The sequence below is a fragment of the Cobetia crustatorum genome, assembly GCF_000591415.1.
Lineage (GTDB): Bacteria > Pseudomonadota > Gammaproteobacteria > Pseudomonadales > Halomonadaceae > Cobetia > Cobetia crustatorum.
This window is the reverse complement of sequence record NZ_JEMF01000007.1, coordinates 57,282-71,179: the sequence shown is the minus strand read 5'-3', so window position 1 is coordinate 71,179 and position 13,898 is coordinate 57,282. Positions and strand designations below refer to the sequence as shown.

General features: G+C 58.4%; 11 protein-coding genes and 1 pseudogene. 9 read left to right on the top strand and 3 right to left on the bottom strand.

Annotation, left to right across the window (positions count from 1 at the left end; all coding sequences use genetic code 11):
* Positions 1–65 precede the first annotated feature (65 nt).
* Positions 66–911 carry a transporter substrate-binding domain-containing protein gene (locus BF12_RS0101550; protein ID WP_211242363.1) on the bottom strand — a complete coding sequence of 282 codons (846 nt, stop codon included), beginning with the start codon at positions 909–911 and terminating at the stop codon, positions 66–68.
* 72 nt (positions 912–983) lie between these two features.
* On the bottom strand, positions 984–1,589 hold the full coding sequence (locus tag BF12_RS0101545; protein WP_024950727.1) for a Smr/MutS family protein: 606 nt from the start codon (positions 1,587–1,589) through the stop codon (positions 984–986).
* A 208-nt stretch (positions 1,590–1,797) separates the two neighbouring features.
* On the opposite strand from BF12_RS0101545, the gene prmB reads away from it, so the two are divergent.
* The 6 genes and pseudogenes from prmB to BF12_RS21880 all read left to right on the top strand — a co-directional run bounded on the left by prmB (position 1,798) and on the right by BF12_RS21880 (position 9,230).
* Positions 1,798–2,760 carry a 50S ribosomal protein L3 N(5)-glutamine methyltransferase gene (gene prmB, locus BF12_RS0101540; protein ID WP_024950726.1) on the top strand — a complete coding sequence of 321 codons (963 nt, stop codon included), beginning with the start codon at positions 1,798–1,800 and terminating at the stop codon, positions 2,758–2,760.
* 87 nt (positions 2,761–2,847) lie between these two features.
* Complete coding sequence (gene aroC, locus BF12_RS0101535) at positions 2,848–3,939, top strand: chorismate synthase (protein WP_024950725.1); 1,092 nt, start codon at positions 2,848–2,850, stop codon at positions 3,937–3,939.
* Positions 3,940–4,192: 253 nt separating this feature from the next.
* On the top strand, positions 4,193–4,699 hold the full coding sequence (locus BF12_RS0101525) for a DUF6489 family protein (protein ID WP_024950724.1): 507 nt from the start codon (positions 4,193–4,195) through the stop codon (positions 4,697–4,699).
* A gap of 178 nt (positions 4,700–4,877) precedes the next feature.
* Complete coding sequence (locus BF12_RS0101520; RefSeq protein WP_024950723.1) at positions 4,878–5,342, top strand: phasin family protein; 465 nt, start codon at positions 4,878–4,880, stop codon at positions 5,340–5,342.
* A 420-nt stretch (positions 5,343–5,762) separates the two neighbouring features.
* Positions 5,763–7,613 (top strand): annotated as a pseudogene (gene phaC / locus BF12_RS22565) (class I poly(R)-hydroxyalkanoic acid synthase); the annotation flags it as partial.
* An 888-nt stretch (positions 7,614–8,501) separates the two neighbouring features.
* On the top strand, positions 8,502–9,230 hold the full coding sequence (locus BF12_RS21880) for a hypothetical protein (RefSeq protein ID WP_156941105.1): 729 nt from the start codon (positions 8,502–8,504) through the stop codon (positions 9,228–9,230).
* A 21-nt stretch (positions 9,231–9,251) separates the two neighbouring features.
* Here the strand turns inward: BF12_RS21880 and BF12_RS0101510 are convergent, their stop codons facing one another.
* Complete coding sequence (locus tag BF12_RS0101510) at positions 9,252–10,136, bottom strand: LysR family transcriptional regulator (protein ID WP_024950721.1); 885 nt, start codon at positions 10,134–10,136, stop codon at positions 9,252–9,254.
* A gap of 306 nt (positions 10,137–10,442) precedes the next feature.
* Between BF12_RS0101510 and leuC the strand changes: the two genes are divergently transcribed.
* The 3 genes from leuC (at position 10,443) to leuB (ending at position 13,754) form a co-directional block, all read left to right on the top strand.
* Positions 10,443–11,894: a 3-isopropylmalate dehydratase large subunit gene (leuC, locus tag BF12_RS0101505; protein WP_024950720.1), complete on the top strand. Its 1,452-nt coding sequence runs from the start codon at positions 10,443–10,445 to the stop codon at positions 11,892–11,894.
* 11 nt (positions 11,895–11,905) lie between these two features.
* Positions 11,906–12,559: a 3-isopropylmalate dehydratase small subunit gene (leuD, locus tag BF12_RS0101500; RefSeq protein WP_024950719.1), complete on the top strand. Its 654-nt coding sequence runs from the start codon at positions 11,906–11,908 to the stop codon at positions 12,557–12,559.
* A gap of 112 nt (positions 12,560–12,671) precedes the next feature.
* The gene (leuB, locus tag BF12_RS0101495; RefSeq protein WP_024950718.1) at positions 12,672–13,754 is read left to right on the top strand and encodes a 3-isopropylmalate dehydrogenase; all 1,083 of its coding nucleotides are present in this window, start codon (positions 12,672–12,674) and stop codon (positions 13,752–13,754) included.
* Positions 13,755–13,898 lie beyond the last annotated feature (144 nt).

The window sequence follows — 13,898 nt, the reverse complement described above, 5'->3', positions numbered from 1 at the left end:
TTGGCGGGGTCTTTTTGTTTCTGACACTTGGTTTGCGTCACTTTAGCGCGTAGTACGAAAGACGCTTAGCCCTTGATCCACTTGTCGAAGATGGCGGCCTGCTCGCCGGTGCCTTGCATCTGGGTCAGCCACTGATCGACATAGGCCTTCCAGATGTTATCGCCCAGCGGCAGCAGATAGCCTTTCTGGGAGAAGGTGAAGGGTGATTCAGGATGTACGCTACACAGTTCGGGGTGGCGGCTGGCCTGTAACTGGGTTTCGATGGCATCCGTTACCATTACGTCGGCGCGATTCTCGATGATGTTGTTGAAGATGGTGCGATTGTCGCCGTGCGCGACGCGTGTGGCCTCGCTGAGGAATTCGTTGGCGAAGCGTTCGTTGGTGCCGCCGGGATTGACGGTGATGCGCACGTCAGGGCGGTTGATCTGATCGACGGTCTGATACTTCTTGACGTCATCACAGCGCACGATAGGTGTCTTGCCGCCGGTTTGATATGGCAGGCTGAAATAGGCCTGCGCCTGACGGTCAAGCTTGACCGAAATGCCGGACATCGCGATATCGCATTTGCCGGAAGTGAAGTCTTCCATCAGCGTCGGCCAGCTGGTCGCCACCGTTTCGACGCTAGCGCCAAGATGCTTGGCCAGTGAGGCGGCCATGTCGATGTCGATACCTTCAAACTCGCCGTTATCTTCACGATGACTGAAGGGCGCGTAGTCACCCGTAGTGCAGACTTTCAGTACTTGGCTTTTTTGTACGCTGGCCAGTGTGCTATCAGCGAGCGCATCGCTGGCGTTGGCCGGCGATGCGCTCAGTGCCAGCACCAATGTCGCGGCTGAGACGCTGGTAAGGGCGGCGGTCAATGGTGCGAAGCGTGAGGTATCACGAGCCATGTGTTCAGCGTTGGGTATCATCGGGGTGTTCCCTTGTCGTTATGGTGGCAGGCTCTTTATAGAGCCTTTTCTAGAGTCCTGCGCCTGTCAGCATCAGTCCAGCAGCGTGTCGCGGCCCTTGCTGCGTAACAATACATAAACTGCGCCGCTGCCGCCGTCCAGTTCGAGCGATGAGGTAAAAGCCAATACGTCGGGCCACTGCCGCAGCCAGGTGTTGACGTGACTCTTGATCACCGGATAGTCGGCCATGCCGGTCCATGCCTTGCCATGCACCACCAGCACGCAGCGCGAGCGGCGTGCGATGGCATCATCGATAAAGGATTCGAGCTCGATACGCGCTTGTTCCAGCGTGTAGCCGTGCAGGTCTAGTCCGGCTTCCCAGGGGATTTCGCCGCGCTTCAGGCGTTGGCGCTGGCGATAGGGTAGATCGACGACGGAGAAATCCAGCAGCTGGCTAGGTGTGACGGGTTCTACGTGACCATCCGTCGTGCGCGAGGGTGCACTCAGGCTGTCAGGATTGGCTTCACTGGCCGCAGCACGCCGGGCGGCGAGACGTGCCTGCTCCTCACTGCTGACCGGTTTGCGGCCGGGGTCAGCGCGATTGGTGGTAATCCTGCGTACACCGGCCTGCTTGAGGGCGGCGCGGAAGGCGCTGATATCGTCGCCGTTATCCGTGCTGTCGTCGTGTCGGGGTGGCATGGCGGGGCTCCGCAGGCAATAAATGACAAGGCGCGCAGTATAGCGTGCCTGTTGTCACTGTGAAGATCTTGCGTGCGCCCCTTGGCGAGCTGGCCGGACGTCAAGGGTCGCCGCCACGCTTCGTGAACGCTACAATGCCCACGCGATGCGCAGCTCGGTGAATTGTCGTGACTGCGCGCGTTGTCTCTGTCCGCTTACAGGAATCACCGTGTCCACATCTTCCGCGTCCGACCTGCGCCATCCTTCCAGTCTCAGTGAGCCGGATTCCCGTCTCGTTGAGGAGCTGGTGACACTGCGCGACCTGATTCGCTGGGCCACCAGTGAGTTCCACGCGCATCGCCTACACTTTGCCCATGGCACCGATTCTGCTTGGGACGAGGCCGTCGCGCTGGTATTGGGAGCGTTACACCTGCCGTGGGACACGGACCCGTCGGTAATTGATGCTCGTCTCCTGACGATGGAGCGTACGCGTATCGTGGCACTGGTGCGTGAGCGCATCACCACCCGCAAGCCGCTGCCGTATCTGCTGGGCGAAGCCTTCTTCACCGGCGTGCCGTTCGATGTCGATGAGCGTGTGTTGATTCCGCGCTCGCCTATCGCCGAGCTGATCGAGAGTGGCTTCTCGGCCTGGTTCCCGGAACTGCCGCCGACCCGCGTGCTGGACATGTGCACCGGCTCCGGCTGCATCGGTATCGCCACTGCGTTGGTGATGCCGACTGCGGAAGTCGACCTGGTCGATATCAGCACGGACGCGTTGGAAGTCGCGCGCAGCAATATCGAGCGTCATGACGTGGCGGGCCGTGTCATCGCGGTGCAGTCGGATCTGTTTGCCGGTGTCGCTGGCAAGCGCTATGACCTGATCGTCTCCAATCCGCCCTACGTGGATACCTTCGATCTCTCCAACATGCCGCAGGAATTCGGTCACGAGCCAGCACTGGCACTAGGTGCCGGTGATGATGGCCTGGATATCGTGCGCCGTATCCTGCGCGAAGCGCGCGACTATCTGACCGACAATGGCGTGTTGATCGTCGAGGTCGGCAACTCCGAACGTCACCTGATGGAAGCCTTCCCGGAAGTGCCCTTCATGTGGCTGGAGTTCGAGCGCGGCGGCAATGGTGTCTTTGCCATCGATGCCCAGACGCTGGAAGTCTGTGCCCCGGAATTTGCGTAACCGTTCGCGCTTGTCGTCATAGCGCTTCATTACCCATACCAGACAGCCGTCGGTCATGACCGGCGGCATCGCCTGAGGACCCCCTGAATGTCCGGAAATACCTTCGGCAAGCTGTTCACTGTCACTACCTTCGGCGAAAGCCACGGCCCGGCGCTGGGCGCCATTGTCGATGGTTGTCCGCCGGGCATCGAGATCTGCGAGGCAGACCTGCAGATCGACCTTGATCGCCGTCGTCCTGGTACTTCGCGCCATACCACCCAGCGTCGTGAGCCGGATCAGGTGCGTATCCTGTCGGGTGTTTTCGAGGGCCGCACCACGGGCACCTCGATTGGTCTGCTGATTGAGAATACCGATCAGCGCTCCAAGGACTACGGCAAGATCAAGGACCAGTTCCGTCCGGCCCACGCCGATTACACCTACCACCACAAGTACGGTGAGCGTGATTACCGTGGTGGTGGCCGTAGCTCGGCGCGTGAAACCGCCATGCGCGTCGCGGCGGGAGCGATTGCCAAGAAGTACTTGGCGACCCAAGGCGTGCAGGTGCGCGGTTATCTGTCTCAGCTCGGCCCCATCGAGCTTGAGGTCAAGGACTGGTCGCTGGTCGACACCAACCCGTTCTTCTGTGGCGATGCTGCCCGCCTTGAAGAGCTGGAGCAGTACATGGACGCGCTGCGCAAGGAAGGCGATTCCGTGGGTGCCAAGGTGACGGTCGAAGCGACGGGCGTGCCGGTGGGGCTCGGTGAGCCGGTATTTGATCGCATTGATGCAGAGCTCGCGCATGGCCTGATGAGCATCAATGCCGTCAAGGGTGTCGAGATCGGTGACGGCTTCGCTGTCGTCAGCCAGAAAGGCACCGAGCACCGTGATGAGATGACGCCGCAGGGTTTCCTCTCCAATCATGCCGGTGGCGTGCTGGGTGGTATTACCAGCGGCCAGACGATTCGTGCCAGCATTGCGCTCAAGCCGACGTCCAGTCTGCGGCTGCCGGGCCGCAGCATCGACGTCAACGGCGAGGCGGTCGAGGTGATCACCACTGGCCGTCATGATCCGTGTGTCGGCATTCGCGCGACGCCGATTGCCGAGGCGATGGTGGCGCTGACACTGATGGACCACCTGCTACGGCATCGTGCCCAGAATGCTGACGTCAAAGTTGAGACGCCGGTACTGCGCGAGGTCTGATCGACGTATCGAGCAGCCGCTCAGTCGATAGCAGAGCGCCAGTCATATGCGCCTGACGCCCCGTCATTGGACTGATCCTTGTGATCAGCTCGATGGCGGGGCGTTTTACGTGAGGCGTGCAGGTGTGGCGCTCGGACTGATGTAACGTGCGAGCTGTGTGCTGAGCGGCAGCGCTGCTAGACTCGAAAAGCACGCATGCGAGTGACCCCACACGCCACGGCGCTCGCTGGGGACCAACACAAGGAATCCTGCCATGAAGATCAACGTTGAGTTCGACCTCACTCCTCAGGAATTTCGTCAGGCGATGGGCCTGCCAGATGTGGAAGCTTTTCAGCAGGAATTGATGGAGCGCTTTCGTCGTCAGATGGAAGCCGGTGTTGAAGGTTATGACCCCATGAGTTTGCTCAAGCCGCTGATGACGCCGGGAGCAGGTACCCCCTTTGCCAAGTTCATGCCGCCGGGCATGGCCGAGGGAATGATGGGCGGCGCGTCTGGTTCAGCCAATGCAGGGCAGGGCGCAGCGGGCGGCATGTCCGGCGATATGGGCGAGAGCATGGCGCAGGGCATGGCGGCGTTCAATCAGTACCAGAAGATGATGTTGGAGACGCTGCAGCAGTTCGGTCAGCAGAGCGCCGAGGCGGATAGCGACGGCCAACAGAAGGCAACAGCCAAGACGGTAGATGCCAAGCGTGATGCTGCTGCCGATAAGCCGGACAGTGGTGCTTCCGCGAGTGCGCGTTCACGCAGCAAGAAAAGCTAAATGACAACGGCTTGGCAGGGGCATCAAGGAGTAAAAGCAACGTGCAATTACGGTCATGGGATTGCAACCGCTTTCGGGGCAGACTAGTCTTTGTGCAGTGCAGCATAAAGCTGCGCTTCGCAGGTGGCGCAGAGTGTTTGCGCGTATCTCCGGTACGGAATCCATGGGAGGAACCGTCATGCAGCAGGATCAAATGTTCAATGCCTTTACCGAGCAGGCCCGCAGCTTTTACCAGCCGATGCGCAAGTTCAATGCGTTGATGCTCGACCAGATAAGCAAGGTTGCCGAGTATCAGATGGATGCTGCCAAGCGCTACACCGAGACCGGTATCGAGCGCGCCCGTGCTGCCACTGAAGTCAAGGATGCAGAGGGGCTTGGCGAGTTCAGCAATCGTCAGCTGGAAACGGTGACCGAGCTATCTCAGCAGATGATGGATGATTCCATGAAGCTGGCTGAGATGGGCAACGAGATGCGTACCCAGCTCGAACATGCCTACTCTGATGCTGGCAAGCAGGGGGCGGGTAGCTTCGGTGGCACCGGCAACTCCGGCACCGGCAAATCTGCTTCTGCAGGGTCTGCCGCTACCAGCGCGCCCGCTAGCAGCAAGCCGGCCAGCGCTAGTAGCCGTGCCAAGCAGGGCTGATATATTCGAAAGGCTGGCGCCCGCGTCAGCCTTTTTTTATGCCGCGTTCAGGGATTGCCTCCGCGACAGGTACGGGCGCATGCTGAAAGTGTCATGCTGCGAGTCGCGTTCGGGGTTTTGCTAAGGTATCGCCAAAATGTATTAGCCCGTTTTGCCAGCGTGTTCGAATGGGCCATCGCCTGATTCGAGCGTATTGGAAAGCGGACTGCCATGTTCAACATGGTGAGTCATGGCGTGCCTTCGATGATCATGAAGGTGTGCAGTCACAGTGCAGGTCGCCAATGATGGCAACCGGCCAGCATGTTTGGCCCCTGCACTGTCACGGGACGGAAGGATTCGGTTCGATTCGATTGAATAGCGCATGTCGGCATTCGTCCGACAGCCATGCTTCGATAGCCAATGACAAGGAGGAAGGGCGATATGCACTCGGCCCAGCAGCAGGCGTTCACTCAGGCCTTTTCCAGCCTGTTTCCCGAGGGCGCTGACAGTGGCGAATGGACCAGTGTGGTCCAGGAAGCCAGCGCTCAATATCAGGCACTGATGAGTGACATGCTGGAGCGGTTATGGCCCAGCGCCGCCGCCTCCACCATCTACGATGAGATGGGCAGTTGCTTCAAGGCCGGTGCTGAAGCACTGGCACGTGATCCGCAGCTATTGATGTCGACCCAGTCTCGCTTGTTCCAGGACCAGATGGCTCTGCTGCAAGGCACGCTACGCGAGATGAGCGGCGAGACCGTAGAGCCAGTGATTTCGCCTGCGCGCTCCGACCGTCGCTTTCGTGATGAGGCGTGGCAGAACGAGCCCTATTACCACTTCCTCGTACAGCAATACCTGCTGTTCTCGCGTGCCGTCAACGAGATGCTGGATGGCATTCAAGGCCTACCGGCCGAGAAGAAGCGCAATCTTGAGTTCTATGCGCGCCAGTATGTCAGTGCCTTCTCGCCCTCCAACTTCGCTTCTACCAACCCGGAAGTGCAGCGCGCCACGCGCGAAACGGGTGGGCAGAATCTGATCGACGGCCTCAAGCGGCTGCGTGATGACCTGGCCAACTCCGCCGAAGGCATTAATGTCGCGATGACCGACACCGAAGCCTTCCGTCTGGGCGACAATATCGCCGTGACGCCGGGTGATGTCATCTTCGAGAACGAACTGATTCAGTTGATTCAATATCGTCCGGCGACCGAAAAGGCCTTCAGTACGCCGCTATTGGTTGTGCCGCCGTGGATCAACAAGTACTACATTCTCGATCTGCGTCAGGACAACTCGATGGTGCGCTGGCTGGTCGAGCAAGGCCACAGCGTGTTCTTGATCTCCTGGCGCAATCCCGGGCCTGAGCAGAGCGATCTCACCTGGGCCGATTACATGCAGATGGGGCCGCTTGCCGCGATGGATGCCATCGAGCAGGCCACCGGCGAGAAGCAGACCAACATACTCTCCTATTGCATCGGCGGTACGCTGACGGCCAGTACGCTGGCGTATCTTGCTGCCGAAGGTCAGGCGGAACGGGTGCGCTCGGTCAGCTATATGGCCACGCTGCAGGACTTCTCCGATCCCGGTGAAATCGGTGTCTTCCTCAACGAGCCGGTGCTGCAAGGGCTAGAGAAACAGATGGAGAAGGACGGCTATCTGGATGGCCGCGTGATGGCGTTCTCCTTCAATCTGTTGCGCGAGAATGATCTGTTCTGGTCGTTCTATGTCGCCAACTACCTCAAGGGCGAAGCGCCGACGGCGTTTGATCTGCTGTACTGGAATACCGATGGCACCAACCTGCCGGCCGGTACGCACGCATGGTATCTGCGTCACATGTATCTGGAAAACCGCCTGATTCAGCCCGGTGGTATCGAGTTGGACGGCGTGGCGATTGACCTCTCGCAGATTGAGACACCGTGTTACTGGGTCTCGGCACGCGAAGATCACATTGCCAAGTGGCAGACCACCTACACCGGCACCCAGCTGCCGAAGGCCTCCATCAAGCGCTTCGTGCTGGGCGGCTCTGGGCATATCGCCGGTATCGTCAATCCGCCGCACAAGAACAAGTACGGCTATGTCACCAATGACAGCCTGCCTGCCTCTGCGGATGCCTGGCTTGAAGGCGGGGAAGACCACGAAGGCTCGTGGTGGAATGACTGGCAGTCCTGGATGACGGACAACGGCTTCGTGGACCCCAAGAAGCAAGTTGCGGCCCGTGTGCCGGGTAAAGGCAAGCTTGCGGTGATCGAAGAAGCACCGGGTCGTTACGTCCGTCAGACCATTCCTGAAGTACTGGGTCAGGCGGTACCGAAAGAAGTCACCAGTGCTGTTGAGGCTCAACTCAAGGGTGTGCGCGACGTGCAGCAGACGGTCGAGAAGACCATGACTGACGCGGTCAAGCAGGCTACGCTGCCGCTGGATGACGTGGTGGCAGCGATGACGGGTAATGCCACCAAACACAAGGCTTCCGCTACCAAGACATCGACTGCCAAACCAGCAGCATCGAAGGCTGCACCTGCTGCTGATACAGCGAGCACCGCGAAAACTGAAGGCAAGCCAACACCGCGCAAGCGGGCGGCTGCCAAGACTGTTGCTCCCCAGCCAGCAGCGCCCAAGCCGACCACGGAAGCGGCTGACGGTAATTCTGCATCTGCCAGCACTGCCAAAGGCACTACGGCAGCGGCAAAGCCAGCGGCCTCAAGCACGGCAAAAAGCGGCACTACGGCAGCGGCAAAACCAGCGGCCTCAAGCACGGCAAAAAGTGGTACTGCGACTGGCAGCACAGACAAAGCGCCGGCCGCGAAAAAGCCCACCGCACCGCGCAAGACTGCGGCGAGCACGGGCACTTCAAGTAAAGCCACTGCAAGCAAGAGCACTGCTGCAAGCAAGCCCGCTGCCAGTAAAACAGCCACCAGCACAGCCAAAACTGCAAGCAGCAAAGACAACACCAGCGAAGCTCCCAAGCCTCGCCGTGGCCGTCCCTCCAACGCCAGCAAAGCCGCCGCCACCAAGACAGCGGTGGAAGCAGAGAGCGCCAAGAAGGACGATGCCAAGCCTGTTGCGAGCAAGACGGATAGCTCGACTAGCGGACCGAAGGGGACTGATAAAAACTGAATAGATTTAAGTAATCTATGAATCATAAAACCAGCTCTATTACAGAGCTGGTTTTTTACATTAAGGATTATATTCGTGCCTAAGTCTCTTGGTGCTCATTGGTGGGTGGCTAATTTGCCACATCTTGTTTTCGTTGCTTCTTTTACTTTATTGATTTTTTGTGAGTTTAATTTTGATTTGTATGCTCCACTCGTTGGAAGTTGGGTTGGGGAGGTTTTAACTCTAGATATGACTGCTAGGCTCATTTCTGGTATTTCTATGAGTGTCGTAGCTGCTTATATTTTCTATCTTTTTGTAGAGCTTCTACCTAAATTATCAGCGCGGCGTGAAACCTTGATGGTTTTAAATAGACTTTTGGTGTCTTTGCTTGATACGTACAATAGAACTCACGTGTTTGGACATGAGCTATCTATAGAAAATATTGAAGTAGATAATTTCGATAATAGATGTCTTGAGCAAATTAAAGACAATTTATCGAGGGGAAAAAGTAATAAAAACGATGTGGATTACGGAAAATTAAAATTCATGGTGATGACTGCCGACTCTAGGCTAGAAGATTTTAGGGGGGTAATAGGGTTGGCTGTGAGCCTATCTCCTAGTCATGCATTGAAATGGCTAGTAATTACTGACAAAGTTAGGTTGCTTGCAGAATGTTATAACAAGGATCCTCTTGATAGAAGAGAATTGGGCGCAAGCGATGTAACTGATGAAACACTATTATCTTGGGATGCAGATAGCTTGCGAGGCTATTTTTTGGAGTTTGTAGAAGAAGTTATTAACTGGAGGAATATTGTCGCTCGCTGATGTTTAGGGGTGAATGTTTATTCACCTCGACGCCGCATCCCTCGCACCTTCCAGTAATTCAATCATGGCGCTGGCGGCGTTCGAGAGGGTGCGGTTGTTGTGATAGAGGTAGCCGAGTTGGCGTTCGATGGGGCGGTGGTCGATGGGCAGGATCTCGATCTCGTCGTCGATCATGCTTTCCGGCAGTACGCTCCAGCCAAGGCCGATGGCGACCATCATCTTGAGAGTTTCGAGATAGTTGGTGGACATCGAGACTTCGACTGACAGGCCATCGCGGGCGAAGGTGTCGATGACGATGCCACGAGTGAAGGTCAGGTGGCCCGGCAGCACGGCGTCATGCTCTGAAAGTGCTGACAGCGGCAATGCCTTATGACCTGCCAGCGGGTGATCGCGTCCGCAGACGAAGCGCATCTGGTCCAGCCATACCGGCACGACCGTCAGGTTGGGGTCACGATGCGGCGCCAGCGTGACGACTGCCAGTTCAAGCTCCCCATCCAGTACACCTTGATAGGCTTGCTCCGAATCCAGAAAGCGCATGTCCATGCGTACCTCTGGATGAGCGAGCGTGAAGGCCTTCAATAGCGGCGGTAGGCGATGCAACCCCACATGATGACTGGTCGCCATCGTCAGGCTGCCTTTTACCTCCCCCGACAGATTCCTCAATGCTCGCCGCGTGTCATCGTGCATCACGAGAATGGCGCGTGCCCGCGGCAGCAGGATATTGCCCGCCTCGGTGAGCGTGACGCGGCGGCCGATACGATCAAACAGGCGTGCGCCATGTAATTGCTCCAGGACGGCGATGCGCTTGGAAACAGCCGGCTGGGTAAGGTGTAGCTGCTCCGCGGCCAGCGAGAAGGAGGCCGTTTCGGCCACGGCCACAAAGGCTTGTAGAGACGGTGTGTCCATGAGGAGAAGCTATCCTTGAAGATGGGCTGACAGCACAGAAGGGAAGATGATGAGAGTGGTGGATTGGTATTCCTGAAAGGAATCCAAAGCATAAAAAAGATGAATTGGTTTTATGCTACCGCGACGCGTACTCTGAATCCATACCAGACGGGGCTGAACGTCGGAGTGAACGCTTTCTTTCACGCGTGACCCTTCGCCCGCCACGTCGCCATCAGCACTGGACGACACACCCTCATCAAGGGGCCGTTACGAGCCCCGAGGCAGCAAAAAGCGCCACACCGCGTGCGCAACGAGGAGACCTGACACATGGCCAGCCAGACCCTTTATGACAAGTTGTGGGACCAGCACTTGGTCAAGCAACGTGAAGACGGCACTGCACTTATCTATATCGACCGTCACCTGCTGCACGAAGTGACGTCGCCGCAGGCATTCGAAGGGCTGCGTCTGGCCGGTCGTAAGCCGTGGCGTCTGGATGCCAACCTGGCAACGCCGGACCACAACGTGCCGACCTCTTTCAAGGAGCGTGCTGCCGGTATCGCGGGCATCGCGGATGAAACCTCTCGTATTCAGGTGCAGACCCTCGACGATAACTGCAACAGCTTCAATATCGAGCAGTTCACCATCAATGATGCGCGTCAGGGCATCGTGCACGTCGTCGGACCGGAGCAGGGCGCAACCTTGCCGGGCATGACCGTGGTGTGTGGCGATTCTCACACTGCCACCCACGGTGCCTTTGCGGCACTTGCGCATGGTATTGGTACTTCCGAGGTTGAGCATGTGCTTGCCACCCAGTGCCTGATCCAGCGCAAGATGAAGAACATGTTGGTGCGCGTCGATGGTCGTCTCGGTACCGGCGTGACCGCCAAGGATGTCGTGCTCGCCATCATCGGCGAGATCGGCACGGCAGGCGGCACGGGCTACGCGATCGAATTCGGCGGCTCTGCGATCAGTGATATTTCGATGGAAGGTCGCATGACCATCTGCAACATGGCGATTGAGGCTGGTGCACGCGTGGGTCTGGTGGGTGTCGATGACATCACTATCAACTATCTGCGCGACCGCCCGTATGCACCGACCACCGCACAGTGGGACGCAGCCGTCGCTGACTGGCGCGAGCTGACCTCCGATGCTGATGCCGCGTTCGACAAGGTGGTCGTGCTCAAGGCCGAAGATATCGAGCCGCAGGTCACCTGGGGCACCAGCCCTGAACAGGTCACCAATATTCACGGTGTCGTGCCGGACCCGGCTGCCGTCAGCGATGAGACCGAAGCGCGTGGCATCGTGCGTGCACTCGAATACATGGGCCTCAGCGCGCATCAGAAGATCACCGATATCAAGCTGGATCGCGTCTTCATCGGCTCTTGCACCAACTCGCGTATCGAAGACTTGCGTGAAGCGGCGCGCGTTGCCGAAGGTCGCACCGTGGCGGCAAGCCTCAAGCAGGCGATGGTCGTGCCGGGCTCTGGCTTGGTGAAAGCGCAGGCCGAAGCAGAAGGGCTGCACGAGATCTTCCTCGCGGCAGGCTTTGAATGGCGTGAGCCGGGCTGCTCCATGTGTCTGGCGATGAATGCCGACAAGCTGGGGGCCGGCGAGCATTGTGCCTCGACCTCCAACCGCAACTTCGAAGGCCGTCAGGGCTTCGGTGGGCGCACGCACCTCGTAAGCCCAGCCATGGCGGCAGCGGCAGCGATTGCCGGTCACTTCGTTGATGTTCGTGACTTCGCCCCCATTCCTACTTCCAACACCAACGCAGCCTAAGGAGGCCCGACATGGAAAAGTTCATTCGCCAGCAGGGCCTCGTGGCACCGCTCGATCGTGCTAACGTCGACACTGACTTGATCATTCCCAAGCAGTTTCTGAAGTCGATCAAGCGTACCGGTTTTGGCCCGAATCTCTTCGATGAGCTGCGTTATCTCGACGAAGGTTATATCGGTCAGGACGTCAGCAAGCGTCCGCTGAACACTGAGTTCGTGCTCAACCAGCCGCGTTATGCTGGTGCAAGCGTACTGCTCGCACGTCGCAACTTCGGCTGTGGCTCCTCGCGTGAACACGCCCCGTGGGCGCTGACCGACTTTGGCTTCCGCGTCGTCATCGCGCCCAGCTTCGCCGATATCTTCTACAACAACTCGTTCAAGAATGGCCTGTTGTTGATCACTCTGGATGAAGACACGGTCGAGCGCCTGTTCAATGAAGCGCAAGGCGTTGAAGGTTATCGACTTGATGTTGATCTCGCGGTGCAGACGGTCAATACGCCGTCGGGTGAAGCGATTGCCTTCGAGGTGGATAGTTTCCGCAAGCATTGCTTAATGGAAGGTCTGGATGATATCGGCCTGACGCTCAAGGATCAGGACGCCATCGACAGCTTCGAGGCGCGTCACCGCACTGAACGCCCGTGGTTGTTCCGCGATGGCCAGCCGGTCTGATTGCCAGCGTATTCTTGTCATGACTCGCCGCTATCATATGCGGCGAGTCCCGTTTTAATTCTGGCGGTGAACCGTCAGTGTTGCCGGAGGTTTCCGGCCCAAGGAGTTCCAGATGAGCCGCAATATCCTGATCCTGCCTGGCGATGGCATTGGCCCGGAAATTACTGCTGAAGCAGTCAAGATTCTGGAAGCTGCGCGTGACGGCGGTCTGGACGTCGCTCTGACTGAAGGCAAGGTCGGCGGCGCCGGTTATGACGCGGCCGGTCATCCACTGCCCCCCGCGACACTGGATGCCGCCAAGGCGGCTGACGCCATCCTGCTTGGCGCTGTCGGTGGCCCGAAGTGGGACAAGATCGAAGACATCTCGCTGCGTCCGGAGCGTGGTCTGCTGGGGTTGCGCAAGGAGCTTGAGCTCTTCGCCAACCTGCGTCCGGCGATTCTCTACCCGCAGCTGGCTGAGGCCTCAAGCCTCAAGCCGGAAGTGGTCTCTGGCCTCGACATCATGATCGTGCGCGAGCTGACCGGCGGCATCTATTTTGGTCAGCCGCGCGGTATAGAGATGCGTGACGGCCAGCGTGTCGGCTACAACACCTACGTTTATTCAGAGTCCGAGATCGAGCGGATCGGGCGCACTGCCTTTGAGTTGGCGCAGAAGCGCAACAAGAAGCTGTGCAGTGTCGACAAGGCCAACGTGCTGGAAGTTACCATGTTGTGGCGTGAGGTGATGGAGCGCATCGCCTCTGACTATCCCGATGTCGAGCTGTCGCACATGTATGTCGATAATGCGGCCATGCAGCTGGTGCGCGCGCCGAAGCAGTTTGACGTGATGGTGACGGGCAACATGTTCGGTGACATCCTGTCGGATGAGGCCTCCATGCTGACCGGTTCCATCGGCATGCTGCCGTCCGCGTCACTGAATGCAGATGGCAAAGGCATGTACGAGCCGTGTCATGGCAGCGCGCCGGATATCGCGGGGCAGGGCATCGCCAACCCACTGGCGACCATCCTCTCTGTTGCGATGATGCTGCGTTACACCTTCAATGAAACAGCGTGGGCCGAACGTATCGAGAAGGCGGTCGGAGTGGTGCTGGATGAAGGCCTGCGCACGGCGGATATCGCTTATGCCGGGACGCGCAAGGTAAGCACCTCCGAGATGGGGGACGCTGTGCTGGCGGCTTTCAAGGCACAGCTCTGATCATGAATGGCAGTCACTGAGGAGTATGGCGTGCGTCGTCATTGCTCCCATTTCAGGGCCTACGGCTGGAGCGCCGATTTGTTCAACAACGCCTGAAATCTAAAAAGGCGGGACGGGTGTGCTCGCAGTGGGTCAACTTGCAGA

Bases quoted from the DNA above. Each gene is read 5' to 3' on its own strand.
- aroC (WP_024950725.1), top strand. From the start codon at position 2,848: ATGTCCGGAAATACCTTCGGCAAGCTGTTCACTGTCACTACCTTCGGC.
- BF12_RS0101525 (WP_024950724.1), top strand. From the start codon at position 4,193: ATGAAGATCAACGTTGAGTTCGACCTCACTCCTCAGGAATTTCGTCAG.
- BF12_RS0101545 (WP_024950727.1), bottom strand. From the start codon at position 1,589: ATGCCACCCCGACACGACGACAGCACGGATAACGGCGACGATATCAGC.
- leuD (WP_024950719.1), top strand. From the start codon at position 11,906: ATGGAAAAGTTCATTCGCCAGCAGGGCCTCGTGGCACCGCTCGATCGT.
- BF12_RS0101550 (WP_211242363.1), bottom strand. From the start codon at position 911: ATGATACCCAACGCTGAACACATGGCTCGTGATACCTCACGCTTCGCA.
- BF12_RS0101510 (WP_024950721.1), bottom strand. From the start codon at position 10,136: ATGGACACACCGTCTCTACAAGCCTTTGTGGCCGTGGCCGAAACGGCC.
- BF12_RS0101520 (WP_024950723.1), top strand. From the start codon at position 4,878: ATGCAGCAGGATCAAATGTTCAATGCCTTTACCGAGCAGGCCCGCAGC.
- leuC (WP_024950720.1), top strand. From the start codon at position 10,443: ATGGCCAGCCAGACCCTTTATGACAAGTTGTGGGACCAGCACTTGGTC.
- leuB (WP_024950718.1), top strand. From the start codon at position 12,672: ATGAGCCGCAATATCCTGATCCTGCCTGGCGATGGCATTGGCCCGGAA.